Source organism: Pseudovibrio sp. Alg231-02 (genome assembly GCF_900143565.1).
Lineage (GTDB): Bacteria > Pseudomonadota > Alphaproteobacteria > Rhizobiales > Stappiaceae > Pseudovibrio.
Map to the genome: position 1 here is coordinate 201,698 of NZ_FREX01000006.1, position 16,225 is coordinate 217,922.

Consider the following 16,225-nt stretch of genomic DNA (forward strand, 5'->3'; position numbering starts at 1 on the left):
CAATAATTAACTGGCAGGACAGCCTCTCACCTCTTTTGAGCAGACAATTATCTGATTGAGAGCTGTCCTCCAAAAACTAAGGAAACGCGAATGCCACGCGCAATTATGTGTGTACTCGACAGCTTCGGTATCGGCGCAGCCGACGATGCTGACAAGTTTGGCGATGTCGGCTCCGACACCCTTGGTCACATTGCCGATGCATGTGCAGAAGGTAAAGGCGATAAAGAAGGTCTGCGCAGCGGTCCTCTCTCCTTGCCAAACATGGATCGTCTTGGACTGGGTGCTGCCGCTCGTGCATCCACTGGTAAAGACATTAAAGGCCTGGATTTCTCCGGCACGCCAGAATCCCATTGGGGTTTTGCTGCTGAAGTTTCCAACGGCAAAGACACACCATCCGGTCACTGGGAAATTGCTGGCGTACCAGTCACATTCGACTGGGGCTACTTCCCGGATGAGAACCCGTCATTCCCTGCTGAGTTGATCGAAAAGATCATCGAAGTTGGTGAACTGCCGGGCGTTCTGTGTCTGACGCACGGTTCTGGCACTGTTGTCATCGAGGAATTCGGTGAAGAGCACGTCAAAACCGGCAAGCCAATCATCTACACCTCTGCTGACAGTGTTCTTCAGATCGCTGCCCACGAAGAGAGCTTTGGCCTTGAGCGCCTGCTGGATCTCTGCGTGAAATGCCGCACGCTGGTAGACGAATACAACATCGGTCGTGTGATTGCCCGCCCGTTTGAGGGTTCTGCTGAAGCTGGCTTCGAGCGGACTTCAAACCGTCGCGACTACTCTGTTCTGCCACCAGCTCCAACTGTTCTGGATCGTCTGGAAGATGCTGGCCGTCAGGTGATTGCAGTCGGTAAGATCTCTGACATCTACGCAGCACAGGGCATCACCAAACTGCTGAAGGGTGCTGGCAACGATCAGCTCTTTGACCGCACGTTGGAAGCAATGGATCTGGCGAAAGACGGAGACCTTGTGTTCTCCAACTTCGTTGACTTCGACATGCTCTACGGCCACCGCCGTGACGTGCCGGGTTATGCCGCAGCTCTGGAACACTTCGACAAGCGCCTGCCAGAGATGATCGAAAAGATGAACGACGGCGACCTGCTCATTCTGACTGCCGACCACGGTTGTGACCCAACCTGGAAAGGCACAGATCATACACGTGAGCATGTTCCTGTACTGGCTCTGGTGAAAGGCGAGAAGGGTTCCAACATCGGAAAACGCCCGACTTTCGCTGATATGGGCGAGTCCGTTGCCAAACATCTTGGAATTTCAGCTGGCGAAAACGGAAATAGTTTTCTGTAGATCCAGTAGGAAATTTTGAAAATAAGCCGGGCAAGCATTGTTTGCCCGGTTTAGTGTACCGCGATATATTTCTGAATTGCCTATGATTTGCAATTGTTAGAGTGCGTTCCGTTTGTTTGGACACAATCAAACGGCAAGAATTCACTCCAATAAAAATGTTAGAGCATGATGCGTGACTTTAAAGGAACGCGGCATGCTCTGAGGATGCTGGGAGAGGCATCCGTCGTGTTACATGAGAGGGGAATGCAGCATGCAGGCTCGCACGTTTACTGCACAGCAAGATGGAAGCTTAACGCCTGAGATGAAGCAGGCGTTTGAAGAGGACGGCTTCCTCGTTCTTGAAGGATTTGCATCGCCGGAAGAGTGCGATCAGTTGAAAGCACGCATGGCTCACCTGATTGACGAGTTTGACCCGTCAACAGTCGCGTCCGTGTTTGAAACCAATGCGCAAACGCATGCGAAGGACGCTTATTTCCGTGAAAGCGGTGATAAAATCCGTTTCTTCTTCGAGGCAGAAGCATTTGACGAAAATGGTGCTCTGACCAAAGACAAACATCAGGCACTGAACAAAGTCGGCCATGCCCTGCATGACTATGACCCTGTGTTTGAACAGTTTTCACGCTCCCCGAAAATGGAACGCGTGGCCAAAGATATCGGACTGACAGAGCCACTGCTTGCTCAGTCCATGTACATCTTCAAACCGCCTCACATCGGCGGAGAAGTAAACAACCATCAGGACTCCACATTCCTACACACAGCGCCGTTGACCTGCACAGGCTTCTGGTTCGCTTTGGAAGATGCGGATGAGACCAACGGTGGTTTGTATGGCGTTCCAGGTGGTCATCAAGGACCGCTTCGCAAACGCTTCCATTACAACGGCGAGGGCCTTGTGATGGAGACCTTAGACGAAACCCCACTCGAAAAATCTGCAGATGATGCGGCGCCACTTGTTGCCCCCAAAGGGACCCTTGTTATCCTTCACGGACTTGTGCCGCACAAATCTGCTCCGAACCGCTCTGATAAGTCCCGTCATGCCTATGCTGTACATATGGTAGACGGAACCGCAAAATGGTCGGATGACAACTGGATTACTCGGGCTAAAGACAAGCCAATGCACGGATTTTAAGAAATGAGACCAAAGCAGAACGTGGTGCCACGTGCCGAACTGCACTGCCACATTGAAGGTGCAGCACCTCCAACGCTCGTAAGAAAGCTGGCTCAACGCTATGATGTAGATCTGGGTGATCTGTTCGACACCAACGGAGCCTACAGCTGGCATGACTTTACCACCTTTATTCAGCAGTACGATGTTGCAGCATCTCTGTTCCGCCGCCCGGGCGACTACGCAGAACTGGCTGAAACCTACTACAAGATGCTGGCAGCTGAAGGTGTGATCTATGCGGAGGTGTTTATCTCTCCCGATCATGCAATCAAAGCAGGCCTGAGCTACAATTCCTATCTGGAAGGCCTTATAGCCGGTCTGGAACGCGCGAAAGCAGACACAGGCATCGAAGGCCGTCTGGTTCCACTCGGCGTGCGTCATGAAGGCGCTGAGTCCGTTGAAGGCGCAGTTAAAGCTGTCATCGACAACCCACACCCAATGGTAACAGGTTTCGGTCTGGCTGGTGACGAGCGCATTGGCCCGGCAAAGGACTTTGAAAAAGCCTTCGCTATGGCCCGTGAAGCTGGTCTCGGCCTCACAGCCCATGCTGGTGAGTTCGGCGGTGCTGAAAGCGTGCGTGATGCACTGGATTACCTGAAGATCACCCGTATTGGTCACGGTGTGCGTGCCGTAGAAGACGACGCGCTGGTCCAGCGTCTGGTGGATGAGGAAATTACCCTTGAGGTGTGCCCACATTCCAACATTGCGCTCGGTGTCTACTCAAACCTGCGCTTCCACCCGGTAAACATGCTGCGTCAGGCAGGTGTACGTATCACCCTAAATTCCGATGATCCGCCATTCTTCCACACAACGCTTGGCCACGAGTATGTTGAAACATCTCGTGTGTTTGGCTGGACGCGTGACATCCAGAAATCCATCACAAAGAATGCGCTGGAAGCGGCGTTTGTTGATGAGGAAACCCGTGCTGTTCTTCTAAAGCGTTTGGACACTTTAACTGAAGAAGCATGAGTTTTTGCTTGAGTTGAGTGTGCATAAGCAGGAAAACTGGCATAGCCGGGTTTCTTATGCTCAAAACCTCAGAGCATAGATTGCAAAAAGCCCGTACCTTCATAAAAAGGTGCGGGCTTTATAGCGTAGATCACTGGGGCATTTTAAGCTTCGGGGCAGACGTTGCATAAGGCCCACTCCGGCAAACCAGAAATACGAGTGCTTTACAGGCCTCACCAGGCAAAACGATAGGAACCGACGAAGATGGAGATGCAAGCATCGCAGGCTTTGTCCTTGCTCAACGCAAAAGCAGTTCGTGAACGCTCACATATGCTTTTGGAGCTGGGATTGCAGGGCGAACTTGAGCATTTTGCTGTTGATCTGTCTCACCTTGCAGAAGCTGCCCGCAGAACACTTGCTGCGACCGACAACACCTATCCAGACCGGCAAATTCCGTTTCATGCCCGCTGGCGCCAGTTTGAGACCGGTGGCATAGACCGTTGGGGCATGCTGGCTGGTGCGCGACGCTTTTCTGATGTGCAGGGCATGGGCCGTGCAGCCTGCGATCTGGCAATTGTTTCAGCGCTGCTTGATGCCGCCGCTGGTGAGCACTGGGCGTATCGCGAAGCAATCACCAATGAGACCTTCAAGCATTCTGAAGGATTGGCGATCGGTTCACTGGCCATGTTCTCGGCTGGCTTCTTTTCTCACGAGCCGCTGGACCCACTCAGGGCAGATGCCATCACCTTGTTCCGTCTGGACAAGGATGAACTCGCAGAAGGCTTACAAATCACAGAGAAGAACCAGCTCATCGGGCTGGATGGGCGACTGTCTTTGCTGAACCGTCTGGGAGAGGCTGTTTCTCTTCGTGACGATCTGTTTGGCAAAGAAGATGAGCCACGTCCGGGCGGTCTCTTTGATATCCTCTATGAGGAAGGGCAAACGGGCCCTCTGGATGCAGAACGGATTCTGGAGCTGGTTCTGGATGGATTAGGGCCGATCTGGCCCAATCGTGAGCAGATCGACGGTGTGATCCTCGGGGACACATGGCGTCATTCCAAGGTCACAACTCAGGACAAAACCACCAATCTTGTCCCTCTTCACAAACTTTCTCAATGGATTGCTTATTCTTTAGTTGAACCTCTGTCGTGGGCTGGTATTGAGATGACAAACATTGATGGTTTGACTGGCCTTGCTGAGCATCGCAATGGCGGATTGTTTTTGGACACGGGCGTGCTGCGCCTGAAAGATCAAAAGCAGTCCCTGAACAAACACGAAGTAAGCAGCGAGCTGGTTGTTGAATGGAGAGCACTCACGATCGCTCTTCTCGATAAGCTCGCGGATTGGATTCGGGCAGATTTGTCTGTCTCCCGGGACCAGCTTCCACTGGCATGTGTGCTGGAAGGTGGGTCTTGGGCTGCAGGACGACAAATTGCCCTTGAAAAACGAGGTGATGGATCTCCACCCCTGATGATTATCAGTGATGGAACTGTTTTTTGATCTATAACCTTTCGTCAATTGCACCCGAGAATATCAGGTGCCTAACTAAGACACGCACTGCCATGTACATGCTGACAAAAGGCAGCTGCATATAAAAGACCCGACTGGGTTGAAAAAGAGGAACACGATGTCCGGCGCAACCGTAATCGCACACCCGCTGGTCCAGCATAAGCTGACCCACATGCGGAGAAAAACAACCCCGACGCAGGACTTCCGCCGCTTGCTGCGCGAAATCTCTTTGTTGCTGTGCTACGAAGTAACACGCGACCTGAAGATGACCACCCAGTCCATCGAGACACCAGTTGCTGAAATGGATGCACCGGTTCTGGCTGGTAAAAAGCTTTGCTTCGCCTCCATCCTGCGTGCTGGTAACGGCCTGCTGGAAGGCATGCTTGAGCTGATCCCATCTGCACGCGTTGCACATATCGGTCTCTACCGCGATCCTAAGACCCTTGAAGCCGTTGAATACTACTTCAAAGCGCCTCAAGAGCTGGAAGAGCGTCTGGTGATCGTTGTTGACCCAATGCTGGCAACTGCAAACTCTGCGATTTCTGCTGTAGACCGCCTGAAGAAGCGCGGCGCAAAGAACATGGTGTTCGTTTGCTTGCTGGCTGCTCCTGAAGGTGTTGCGCGCTTCAACGAAGCACATCCTGACGTGCCAATCTACACTGCGTCCATCGATGAAAAGCTCAACGAAAAGGGCTACATCATCCCGGGTCTCGGTGATGCTGGTGACCGGATGTACGGTACAAAATAAACTTTCTTGGTTTAGAAGCGTCAGGCATCAGGTCTGGCGCTTTTTTCTTGAAGGCATCCTCAAGAAATACAGACAGAAATACCGGAGACGATACGCATCTCAAAACTGTGTATTCGTCCTTTATGAGGTGTAGACCGTGTTGTAAGGTCATGCGCGCAAGGGGATGATGGAATGCCAAATAAAGCTCGTACCCGTTTGAAGGTTTGCTGTATTTCAACTTCGGGTGAAGCAGCCACCGCTGTTGCTTGCGGCGCCGATGCTGTCGGTCTTGTTGCCCACATGCCGTCCGGTCCCGGTGTGATCGAAGATGACCTCATTCTCAATATTGCCCGGCAAGTCCCGCCAGCTGTCGCAACCTGGCTCCTCACATCACGTACCACTGCAAAAGACATCGTCGAGCATGTGCTCACCTGCGGCACCAACACGGTTCAAATTGTCAAACCAATTGATCCGGGCGAATATCAGGAACTGCGCTTGGACCTGCCTGCCTGCACACGCATCGTGCAAGTTGTTCATGTCGAAGACGAGTACTCCTTTGAAATCGCACAGGAATATAGCCGCGTTGCGGATGCGGTTCTGCTCGATTCAGGCCGTCCTTCAGAAAATGAACTTGGCGGAACAGGCCGAACGCACAACTGGGATCTAAGCCGCCATATTGTCGAGAAACTCGATATTCCGGTATTCCTTGCCGGTGGACTAACCCCTCAGAACATCATCGAGGCAGTTGAGACTGTAAAACCCTACGGCGTAGATGTTTGCAGCGGCGTGCGTGTGAATGGTCGCCTCAACCGAACTCGACTGTCAGAATTTGCTGCGGCAATTGCCTGTACCTGAGTTCTAGGTAGATCTCAGGAAATCTTAGGTTTTTAATTAGAATTCTTGCCTTTTTCTTCGGCTCGGCTGTATACCTATGAAAAGTAATGGGCAAAACACTGAGTGATCTCTGAACACGGCGAAAGACCAGGATGTTGTGGTGCCCAGAAGATGTGGGGGCGCACGTGCAACGTTATATCTGGGTCATGGTTGTCGTCATTTGTGTCGCGTTGATCGTGCCCAAGGTGCTCGAAGAGCGCTTGCTGGGCGTCGTTGAGGTGCACGAATCTCAGAGTGTAAACGAGCCTCAGAAAACCTCAAAACGCATCACCAGAATTCGCAAGTCTCCCAACGGCCACTTCATGGCGACCATCAAGATCAATGGTCACAAGACGTCAGCTCTGATTGATACGGGTGCAAGTTTGCTCGCCATACCTTACAGCATCGCACGTAAGGCTGGCATAAGGGTGCGCAACGAAGATTTCACCGTCGAAGTGCGCACCGCAAACGGCATCACGTCGGGGGCATCAGCCTCTATTTCAAATCTCTATTTGGGTTCAATTCATATACGCAACGTTAAAAGCCTAATCCTTAAAGATGAAGCGCTCTCACAGGTGCTTTTAGGGATGTCTGCGTTGAACAGGCTTGGCAAAATCACGCTCGGCAACAAAGAACTCGTGATCGCGCCAAGATAACCAAAAAAAATAAACCCTGCTTTCTGCTGCTCTTAGACTGGCGGTATCCTTTTGTCTTGCTTGTACTAATTCTCGTTTCATAGGAGGTTGGTATGTAATGAATGACCTGAGGGGAGGCAGGTCTGCAATGGAAAGGGAAAGCAGTGGCTATTCGTGATTTCGGTGAACTGGAAAACCGGGAAATTGTCAAAGAAGTGACACTGCATGGCGGCAACCTCACCGCAAGCATCCTCACCTATGGCGCCACAGTTCGCAGACTGCAACTGGGAGATCGCGACCTGACGCTCGGCTTTGACAATCTGCGCGACTATGAACTCCACTCCCCGCACATGGGCGCGACTGCAGGCCGCTGTGCCAACCGCATCGCAAGCGGTTGTTTCTCAATTGGCTCTGAAGAATTTCAGCTCTCTGTGAACGAAGGCGGACGACATCACCTGCACGGCGGGCACAAAGGCTTTGCTCATCGGATCTGGACCATTGAAGAAGCCAGCGAGGACAGCGTTTTACTCTCTTTGGAATCTCCGGATGGCGAAGAGGGATACCCAGGCACAGTCCAGATCACCTGCCGCTATACCCTGACCAAAGACAACACGCTGCGCATCGAATTCTCCGGCACCACAGACAAACCAACCCTGCTGAATCCGGCGCATCACAGCTACTTCAATCTGGGCGATCATGAGGATGTTACCAGGCATCAGATCATGATCCCGGCACGCTCTTACCTCCCTGTTTCTGATCAGCTGATCCCGACTGGTGAGATCGTTGATGTTGCAGGAACACCCTATGATTTCCGTGAGATGCGCGAGATTGCCGACGCGCAGGATTCGCGCTTCGATAGCAATTTCTGCCTCAGGCAGTTCCGTCTGAAAAAGCCTGAGCTATCCGCTGTGGTGTTTGAGCCTGAGACCGAGCTCAAGATGGAAGTCTGGTCAACAGAGCCCGGCATCCAGTTCTATGACGGCAGTTCCCTCAATACCCCGGTTCCGGGCTTTGGCGGCAAAATGTATGGCCCTAGAGCAGGCCTGTGTCTGGAACCTCAATGCTGGCCAGACAGCCCAAACCATGAAGAATTTGCGTGTTCCACGCTTCAACCCACTGAGCACTATCTACAAGTAACCGAGTACCGTTTCATCTGATGTGCAAAGGAGAGACAGCACATCAGTTGTTGTAAAGGACGATAACAGTGAAGACCATTTTCTCACCTGATCAGCTGTTGCATGCCCCGACCAAAGAAATCTCTGATGGGCAGTTGGTTCCTGCCAATGAGGTCCCGTCTCGTGCCGAAATTGTTCTTGCGCACCTCAAAAAAGCGCAGTTCGGTGAGGTGCTTACACCAAATGAGTTTTCTCTGGACCCAATCCTCAAGGTACATGATGCAGATTATGTCACCTTTCTGCAGGATTTCTGGAAGCTTTGGCTGGCAGAAGGGCGCACAGTAGAAGAGGTCTTCCCGTTCGTCTGGCCCGTACATGGTCTCAGACATGACATTGTGCCCGATCACATCGACGGAAAGCTTGGATTTTACTCGTTCGATGCTGGCTCTCCCATGGGCGAGCACACATGGGTCGCAGCGCGCAAAAGTGCGGAAACCGCTCTGACAGGGGCGGAGTTGATCCTGTCAGGTGATAACTCCGCCTTCGCACTCTGTCGTCCTCCGGGCCACCACGCACATCGTCGCCTTTATGGCGGCTATTGTTTCCTGAACAATGCAGCGATTGCCGCGCAATACCTGCGAGATCAAGGCGTTGCCAAGGTCACGGTCTTCGACGTGGATTACCACCATGGCAACGGTACTCAGGCAATCTTCTATGACCGCGCTGACGTGCAATTTCTGTCCATCCATGCAGACCCAAAGGTTGAGTTTCCATATTACCTCGGCCACGCAAATGAACGCGGCTTGAAAGAGGGCGCAGGATACAATCACAATTATCCTCTGCCACACGGTACTGCGTGGGCTCAGTGGGAGGAGGCAATGGAAGACGCCTGCCACTCCATCGAGAAGTTCGCGCCGGATGTCATCATAGTCTCTCTGGGCATGGATCCATACGAGAATGATCCGATCTCTCAGTTCAAGCTGAAGACGGATGATTTCACAAAAATCGGTGCCCGCATTGCCAAACTAGGTAAGCCAACATTGTTTGTGATGGAGGGCGGATACGCTGTTGGGGATCTGGGCATCAATTGCACCAAAGCGTTAAGCGGATATCTCGATACTGTGAAGGTTGGCTCCTGATCAGCTAACACGCTCAGAAACCTATGTTTTATGTGGTGACGGGGGAAGATCTTTCCCGCCACTTGTGTCTTGCCGCAATGCCCCTCTTGAAAGCGGCCCACAATATGCGTACATCCTTGCGAACTGAAATTTCTTAAAGCGTATTCCCGTAAGGTGGGGAACGGTTTACGGATAACAACACGCGAGACCACGAGGGATTAGAGCAGCACAGCCAGTCTGACGAAAGGCGGCTGCTTTAAGTGATCAAAGAATGCCAGAGCAAAATCTAAGAAAAACAAGCCTTCTGTGGTTATTTTGCAATCCGTTTGGACGCATCTCCAAAGGCGTCTACTGGCTGGCAACGGCACTGATCTTCTGTGTTTTATCCATCGCAGTGAATGTCGCCACAAGTTCGCTTGCCGACACCTATATCGAAAACGGAACATCAGATCTCACATTGGCACAAGCCTACAGTGATCTGCTGACTACAAATCCGTTGCTGTACCCCTTGCTGCTTATCGCAAACTTTATGGTGTTCATGCTGGTGATCAAACGGTTACAGGACCGCGGTGTCACTGGTTTCGTTGCGCTGACACTCTTCTTGCCATTCCTGAACCTTCTGGTGCCAATCATTGTTGGTTTCCTCAAGAGCCAGGAAGGCCCGAACAAATACGGTCCGGCATCCAACACCCGCCCATTACAACGCAAAAAATAAGCGTTTATGTTGAGATTTTGCGTTGCTATGTGCCAGTGAAAATCACGAAGTGCTGGCAACTCGTGATTGACCATCAGGCACAGCACAGCTAAATCTCGAGGCATGACTGATACGCTTTCTCCTGCGGTACAGATCTGCCGCGACCTAATCCGCTGTCCAAGTGTCACCCCAGCTGAAGGTGGTGCTCTCACCACGCTTGAAAAGCTGCTCGCTGACGCCGGTTTCAACGTCTCCCGTGTGATGTTCTCCGACGAGAACACGCCCGACATCGAGAACCTGTTTGCAACCATTGGCTCAGGCAAACCACACTTTGTGTTTGCAGGCCACACTGATGTTGTGCCAGTTGGAGATGAAGCAGCCTGGACCCACGGTCCGTTCGACGGCACCATCGCAGATGGCATGCTTCATGGCCGCGGAACCGCAGATATGAAAGGCGGCGTAGCAGCGTTTGCCGCTGCAGCAATCGACTACGTTAGAGCGCATCCAGATGGAATTCCCGGCCAAATCTCCTTCCTGATCACAGGCGATGAAGAAGGTCCGGCAATCAATGGCACCGTTAAACTGCTGGAATGGGCTAAAGAGCAGGGACATGTGTTCGATGCCTGCATTGTTGGTGAACCAACCAATCCGGATGCTCTGGGAGATGCGATCAAAGTTGGCCGCCGCGGGTCACTGACGGGCACTGTAAAAACCAACGGAACTCAAGGCCACGTTGCCTATCAGCACCTTGCGGACAATCCGGTCCCGGGCATGCTCAAGCTACTGAGTGCCGTTGCTGAGGTTAAGCTCGACAAAGGCAACGAGCGATTCCAGCCATCTAATCTGGAAATCACAACTGTAGATGTCGGCAACACCGCAACCAACGTCATTCCGGCCCACGTCATGGCGAAATTCAACATTCGCTTTAATGATCAATGGTCTGTCAGCTCACTGAGCCAGCACATCGAGAAGCTTTTAAATGATGCGGCTCCAGACGGCCTCGACTGGAGCATAGAGTTTGCCAGAGAAGCCACCGACAGCTTCCTGACACATGACGAAGCGTTGATCCAGACCCTATCCAATTCCATCAAGACGGTCACTGGTCGCACACCAGAGCTGTCCACTGGCGGCGGAACCTCAGATGCACGCTTCATCAAGAATTACTGTGCTGTAGTCGAGTTCGGCCTCGTCGGTCAGACCATGCACAAAGTTGACGAGCACGTTGCTGTGGCTGACATCGAGCAGCTCGCAGACATTTACCTCCGCTTCCTGCAAGATTACTTTCAGGCATAAGCTAATAAGGAACAGGGTGTTGTGATGGTTCTCGGCACACAGGAAATTCGCCAGTCCTGCATTGCATCCTGGAGGATCATGAAGGGCGAGACGGAAGCGTTGCAGCAGTTTGATCTGTCTGCAGATGGCTTCTGGCGCTCCTTTCTGGTCATCTTCCTTCTGCTTCCGTTTTATCTGCTGAGCCTGATCGCAGAGCATGCGTTGATGGTTGAGCATTTCACCACGCAGGGACAAGAGAGCACTGAGATGGTTGCTGGGGGCTTCCAGCTGTATTTCGGTAAGTTCCTCTCCCTGTTTGTCGACTGGATCACATTCCCGATCGTTGTTGGGCTTCTCGCTGGATCGTTGGGGCTGAAACGCAACTACGGCCCATACATCATCGTCCGCAACTGGAGCACGCTCATCATCCTGCTCCCGCAGACGCTGCTGTATCTGCTTTATATGGCGGGGCTCATTCCCTCAGAACTGCTGATCATGTTGACCTTCCCGATCATCGGGTGGGTGCTGTGGTACAGATTCCAGATTGCCCGTGTTGCAGGGGATTGCAGCTTCTCAATCTCGATTGGTCTGGTGGTTCTGGATCTGGTGCTTTCCATCCTGATCAGTGCGTCGCTTGACCGACTATTCGCGTAATAATACCTATTTTTCACGCACCCCTTTAAATTTTCAGTAGCGCTCGTCCCAGTTTCCGCGCACACTTAACGTGGAGGAAAATTGGGAGGGACGGAATGTCAGACAATCATCTGACTGTGCCTGCGGGTGCGCAAAACTCACAGCACAAACTGGCGAAACCGATCGTGCGTCAGGTTACTCTGGAGGATATAACAAGCTCCCTGAAGCTTGGAATTCTGGACTTTGTGAAGACGCCGGTTATTGGCCTGACCTTTGGCGCCTTCTTTGTCGTCGGAGGGGTACTGGTCACGCTGCTCTCGTTTTGGGTGGACATGAGCTACATCAGCTACCCATTGGCCTGTGGCTTCCTGCTTCTGGGACCATTTGCAGCTTTGGGGCTCTATGAGGTTTCCAGACGACTGCAGGCAGGCGAGACACCGCGCATGAGCGGCCTGTTTACGCTGATGTGGGAGCAACGCCGCGGCGAAATTGCCTGGATGGCCTTTGTCGTCATCTTCATCCAGTTCCTATGGATGTTTAAGGTCCACCTGTTGCTGGCCCTCTTTTTGGGAATGCAGGGCTACGGCACATTTCTGCAGTTCGCGCAGACGATCTTTGAGACCTCTGATGGTCTCCTGTTTCTGTTGGCTGGTCATCTTGTCGGAGCGTTTTTCGCCATGCTGCTGTTCGCAGTCAGTGTGGTGTCATTCCCGATGCTGCTGGACACGGAACTGGATTTCGTGACTGCAATGATCACAAGCTTCAAGGTGGTGACGGGAAGCCCGGTGATCATGGTAGGCTGGGGATTGCTCATCACAGCGATATTGATGGCTTCAATGATCCCTATGTTTGTTGGCTTGCTGGTTACATTGCCAGTGCTCGGCCACACAACATGGCATCTTTACAAACGGGTCGTGTCATTCGAAGAAAAGTAAGACCTTGTGTAACCGGAGGTGGACGGCCTCCGGTTTCCTAACGACTTAACGGAATGAAGAGAGACTTAGTCTTCTTCATCCGCTGGGGCTTCATCAGCACCAACGTTTTTCAAGCTGTCCTGATAGGCAAGGAACGAAGCTTCATCCTCTTCTGGACTGCGATAATCGACCTGCGTGAGATACAGCCCCTCAGGCACAGCAACAGGCCCGCAGGCTTGTCTGTCACAGGCTTCCAGTGCCGCTCTCAGATCGTCCTTAGTCCAGCGGCCTTCACCCACAAGACGAAGGCTACCCACCATGGAACGAACCTGATTGTGTAGGAAAGAGCGAGAGCTGCATTCAAGGAAGACATGATAGCCTTGACGATAAACGCAGACGCGCTCCATCGTCTTCCACGGGCTCTTCGCCTGACAACGCGTATGGCGGAAGGTCGTGAAATCATGATGACCCAGCAGCACTTGCGCAGCGTCGTTCATGGCCTCCGCATCCAGCTCTGGCTTCACATGCCATGCCAGCCCAAGGTCATGGGTCAGCGGTTCAAGGCGGTTTGCGATCTTAAAGCGATAATGGCGGCGGATTGCTGAAAACCGGGCATCAAAGCCCAGACCTGCCTTCTCACAAGCCAGAATGGCAACAGGGTCCGGTTGCGCATGAAAGTTCAGCGCATTCTTCACGGTTTCCGCAGGCCAATCCTTAGCAAGATCCAGATGCGCCACCTGTCCGGTCGCATGCACACCAGAGTCCGTGCGTCCGGCACCACCAATGGTCACTGTCTCCCCCGTGAAAGACTTGATTGCGCGCTCAATAACACCCTGGGCCGTCGGCCCGTTGTCCTGACGCTGCCAGCCAACAAAAGGGCGTCCGTCATAATCAATGGTAATTTTGTAACGCGGCATTCTTGTTCTTTGCAAAGGTTAGGCAAGCAGACTGTAAGCCAGTTTGCAGGGCGTGAGACAGGCATGAACCTGCAGGATATTTCTGAAATTTTGCGCTGTACTATCAGATTTGAATGGGCAAGGCCAGACCTGACGGTAAGCCTAAAAGGAACCTATTCGAACTCTCGAAAAGGTGTGGCATAGGTAACTTCAACCGGCAGGTCTTCTCGTCCTGCTTGCGTAAAAGGCAATGCCATGAAGATTGGCCCAGCATAGGGTCCTTGCACCTTCTTGGCCAGTTCGCTGTCAAAACCAAAGCGGGAGTAGTAATCAGGAGCCCCCAACACCAGAACCAGGTCTTCCCCCAGTCCCTGCAAGTCATCCAATGCTTCCTGAATGAGCTTTGTGCCAACGCCTTTGTTTTGAGAGGATGGATCAACGCAAACCGGTGCAAGACAGCTGATTTTCAGGCGGTGTCCTTCTCCCGTTCCCGTCACACGGGAAAATGCAAGGTGGCCGAGCAGCTTGCCGTCATCGTCTGTCGCAATCCGTTCAAGAACCAGCGCACCACAAGCACGCAGTCGCTCAACCAGACGACCTTCGTTGCTCTGCCCAAAGGCTTTGACGAGCAAAGACAAAATCGCAGGCTCGTCATTCTTTTCAGGCGTACGGAGACCAACTTGATCCTCTCCAATCTGGTGGAACTCAACCATGATGCCTCCGTGCTTCCTGATGTTTCTTAAGAAAAGCCTATCTGATTAAACAGGGTCAGGAAACCGTGTCTCCGGCACTAAGCTTAGAGCCACGTAAAAATTCATCAGCAGACATCGCCTTTTTGCCCGCCCGTTGAACCTGAACCAGCTTGATCGCACCAGAACCGCACGCAATCGTCAGCGTGGTCTCATCAACAACCAGGACCTCTCCAGCAGCGCCTGCACCTTCAGCGACACTGCTGCGCAGGATTTTCACGCGCTCAGGGTTCTTGCCACCCAAATCCATCTCACACCATGCGCCGGGGAATGGAGAAAGGCCGCGAATGTGGTTGTGCACCTGCTCAGCTGGCAAAGACCAGTCAATGCGTGTTTCGCTCTTCTGGATCTTCTTGGCGTAGGTCACGCCCTCTTCAGGTTGAGGTGTAGACCCAAGGCCGCCACGAGACAGAGCAGACAGCGCGCGCATCATCAAATCGCCGCCCAAAGCAGACAGACGGTCATGCAGCTCGCCTGCTGTCATGTCTTCAGTAATCGCAACGGTTTCAGACATGCACACAGGGCCAGTATCTAGCCCTTCTTCCATCTGCATCACCTGAATGCCAGATGCCTTGTCGCCAGCCATGATTGCCCGGTTAATCGGCGCAGCACCGCGCCAGCGTGGAAGCAAAGAGGCATGGCCATTCAGACAGCCGTGCTCAGTGCCTTCTAAAATGGCTTTTGGCAGTAACAGGCCATAAGCCACAACAACAGCCACATCAGCTTCAAACGAGCGGAACCGTTCCTGTTCCTCTTCGCTTTTCAGGGAGGTTGGCGTGAAGACTGGAATGCCAAGGCTTTCAGCAGCTTCATGCACCGGCGTCTTCTTCAGCTCCATACCGCGTCCGGCTTTGCGTGGGGGCTGCGAGTAACAGGCGACCACATCCCAACCTTGCCCGACGATCTCAAAGAGAGTTGGAACGGAGAAATCAGGAGTACCCATAAAGATGACGCGCAATGACATAGCTGACCTGCCTGGCTTTAATTCTTGTGTTCCAGACTTAATGCGTCAGCTGGTAGGGAAGGACAAGGAAAAAACAACAAAAAAAGCGGCTCTCCAAAGAAGGCCGCTTATTCCGCTTGCAGTACTGAGTTGATCAGGCTTGTTTTGCCTGCTTGATCATCTTCTTCACGATCCGGTCACGCTTCAGCCGGGACAGGTAATCGATGAACAGCACACCGTTCAGATGGTCCAGCTCATGCTGAATGCAGGTGGCAAGCAAACCGCCAGCTTCAATTTCCTGCTCCTCGCCTTCAATGTTGAGGAAGGAAACGCACACTTCGCTTGGGCGCTCAACATCCTCATAAACACCAGGGATGGACAGACAACCTTCCTGATAAGTGCTCTTCTCCTCAGATGACCACGTGATCTCTGGGTTGATGAACACCATTGGCTCTTTCTCGACGGAATCGTCTTCTTCGCTCTCGCGCTCTGCAACATCAAGAACGAACATACGCTTTAAAACACCAATCTGACTCGCTGCAAGGCCAATGCCCGGCGCGTCATACATGGTCGCCAGCATATCGTCGGCAAGTTTTCTGATTTCGTCGTTGATGTCTTCAATCGGAGCGCACTTCTCGCGAAGGCAGTTTTCCGGGACAAATTTTATCTCGCGAATCGTCATAATTACTTTTGAAGTTGTTCTCGTTGCAAAGCTGTCTGCTCAAC

General features: G+C 52.5%; 17 protein-coding genes. 13 read left to right on the forward strand and 4 right to left on the reverse strand.

Annotated features, from left to right (window positions below):
* Positions 1–90 precede the first annotated feature (90 nt).
* The 13 genes from DHN43_RS17005 (at position 91) to DHN43_RS17065 (ending at position 12,932) form a co-directional block, all read left to right on the forward strand.
* On the forward strand, positions 91–1,311 hold the full coding sequence (locus DHN43_RS17005; RefSeq protein ID WP_063317513.1) for a phosphopentomutase: 1,221 nt from the start codon (positions 91–93) through the stop codon (positions 1,309–1,311).
* 250 nt (positions 1,312–1,561) lie between these two features.
* Positions 1,562–2,437 (forward strand): phytanoyl-CoA dioxygenase family protein, encoded by an 876-nt coding sequence (locus tag DHN43_RS17010; protein ID WP_063295148.1) that lies wholly within the window; start codon positions 1,562–1,564, stop codon positions 2,435–2,437.
* Positions 2,438–2,440: 3 nt separating this feature from the next.
* The gene (locus DHN43_RS17015) at positions 2,441–3,442 is read left to right on the forward strand and encodes an adenosine deaminase (RefSeq protein WP_063286758.1); all 1,002 of its coding nucleotides are present in this window, start codon (positions 2,441–2,443) and stop codon (positions 3,440–3,442) included.
* A gap of 243 nt (positions 3,443–3,685) precedes the next feature.
* Complete coding sequence (locus DHN43_RS17020; protein ID WP_108819400.1) at positions 3,686–4,921, forward strand: DUF1688 family protein; 1,236 nt, start codon at positions 3,686–3,688, stop codon at positions 4,919–4,921.
* Positions 4,922–5,048: 127 nt separating this feature from the next.
* Positions 5,049–5,678 carry a uracil phosphoribosyltransferase gene (gene upp, locus DHN43_RS17025; RefSeq protein ID WP_057464180.1) on the forward strand — a complete coding sequence of 210 codons (630 nt, stop codon included), beginning with the start codon at positions 5,049–5,051 and terminating at the stop codon, positions 5,676–5,678.
* A 171-nt stretch (positions 5,679–5,849) separates the two neighbouring features.
* Positions 5,850–6,512: a phosphoribosylanthranilate isomerase gene (locus DHN43_RS17030; RefSeq protein WP_063286760.1), complete on the forward strand. Its 663-nt coding sequence runs from the start codon at positions 5,850–5,852 to the stop codon at positions 6,510–6,512.
* A gap of 164 nt (positions 6,513–6,676) precedes the next feature.
* A complete protein-coding gene (locus DHN43_RS17035; RefSeq protein ID WP_208981677.1) occupies positions 6,677–7,186 on the forward strand; it encodes a retropepsin-like aspartic protease family protein in 510 nt (169 codons plus the stop codon).
* Positions 7,187–7,329: 143 nt separating this feature from the next.
* The gene (locus DHN43_RS17040) at positions 7,330–8,322 is read left to right on the forward strand and encodes an aldose epimerase family protein (protein ID WP_108819401.1); all 993 of its coding nucleotides are present in this window, start codon (positions 7,330–7,332) and stop codon (positions 8,320–8,322) included.
* Positions 8,323–8,369: 47 nt separating this feature from the next.
* A complete protein-coding gene (locus DHN43_RS17045; RefSeq protein WP_108819402.1) occupies positions 8,370–9,419 on the forward strand; it encodes a histone deacetylase family protein in 1,050 nt (349 codons plus the stop codon).
* 250 nt (positions 9,420–9,669) lie between these two features.
* Positions 9,670–10,113 carry a DUF805 domain-containing protein gene (locus DHN43_RS17050; protein WP_057464176.1) on the forward strand — a complete coding sequence of 148 codons (444 nt, stop codon included), beginning with the start codon at positions 9,670–9,672 and terminating at the stop codon, positions 10,111–10,113.
* Positions 10,114–10,215: 102 nt separating this feature from the next.
* Positions 10,216–11,385 carry a succinyl-diaminopimelate desuccinylase gene (dapE, locus tag DHN43_RS17055; RefSeq protein ID WP_108819403.1) on the forward strand — a complete coding sequence of 390 codons (1,170 nt, stop codon included), beginning with the start codon at positions 10,216–10,218 and terminating at the stop codon, positions 11,383–11,385.
* 24 nt (positions 11,386–11,409) lie between these two features.
* A complete protein-coding gene (locus DHN43_RS17060) occupies positions 11,410–12,018 on the forward strand; it encodes a hypothetical protein (protein WP_063286764.1) in 609 nt (202 codons plus the stop codon).
* Between the two features lie 95 nt (positions 12,019–12,113).
* Positions 12,114–12,932, forward strand: a complete 819-nt coding sequence (locus tag DHN43_RS17065; protein ID WP_108819404.1) for a DUF2189 domain-containing protein — start codon at positions 12,114–12,116, stop codon at positions 12,930–12,932.
* 65 nt (positions 12,933–12,997) lie between these two features.
* Here DHN43_RS17065 and truA read toward each other — a convergent pair whose 3' ends face one another.
* The 4 genes from truA to def all read right to left on the reverse strand — a co-directional run bounded on the left by truA (position 12,998) and on the right by def (position 16,181).
* A complete protein-coding gene (gene truA / locus DHN43_RS17070) occupies positions 12,998–13,828 on the reverse strand; it encodes a tRNA pseudouridine(38-40) synthase TruA (protein WP_108819405.1) in 831 nt (276 codons plus the stop codon).
* 152 nt (positions 13,829–13,980) lie between these two features.
* Positions 13,981–14,520, reverse strand: a complete 540-nt coding sequence (locus tag DHN43_RS17075) for a GNAT family N-acetyltransferase (RefSeq protein WP_057464171.1) — start codon at positions 14,518–14,520, stop codon at positions 13,981–13,983.
* Between the two features lie 55 nt (positions 14,521–14,575).
* A complete protein-coding gene (gene fmt / locus DHN43_RS17080; RefSeq protein ID WP_108819406.1) occupies positions 14,576–15,520 on the reverse strand; it encodes a methionyl-tRNA formyltransferase in 945 nt (314 codons plus the stop codon).
* A gap of 133 nt (positions 15,521–15,653) precedes the next feature.
* Entirely contained in the window at positions 15,654–16,181 is a 528-nt protein-coding gene (gene def, locus DHN43_RS17085) for a peptide deformylase (protein ID WP_108819407.1), read from the reverse strand.
* Positions 16,182–16,225: the final 44 nt, after the last annotated feature.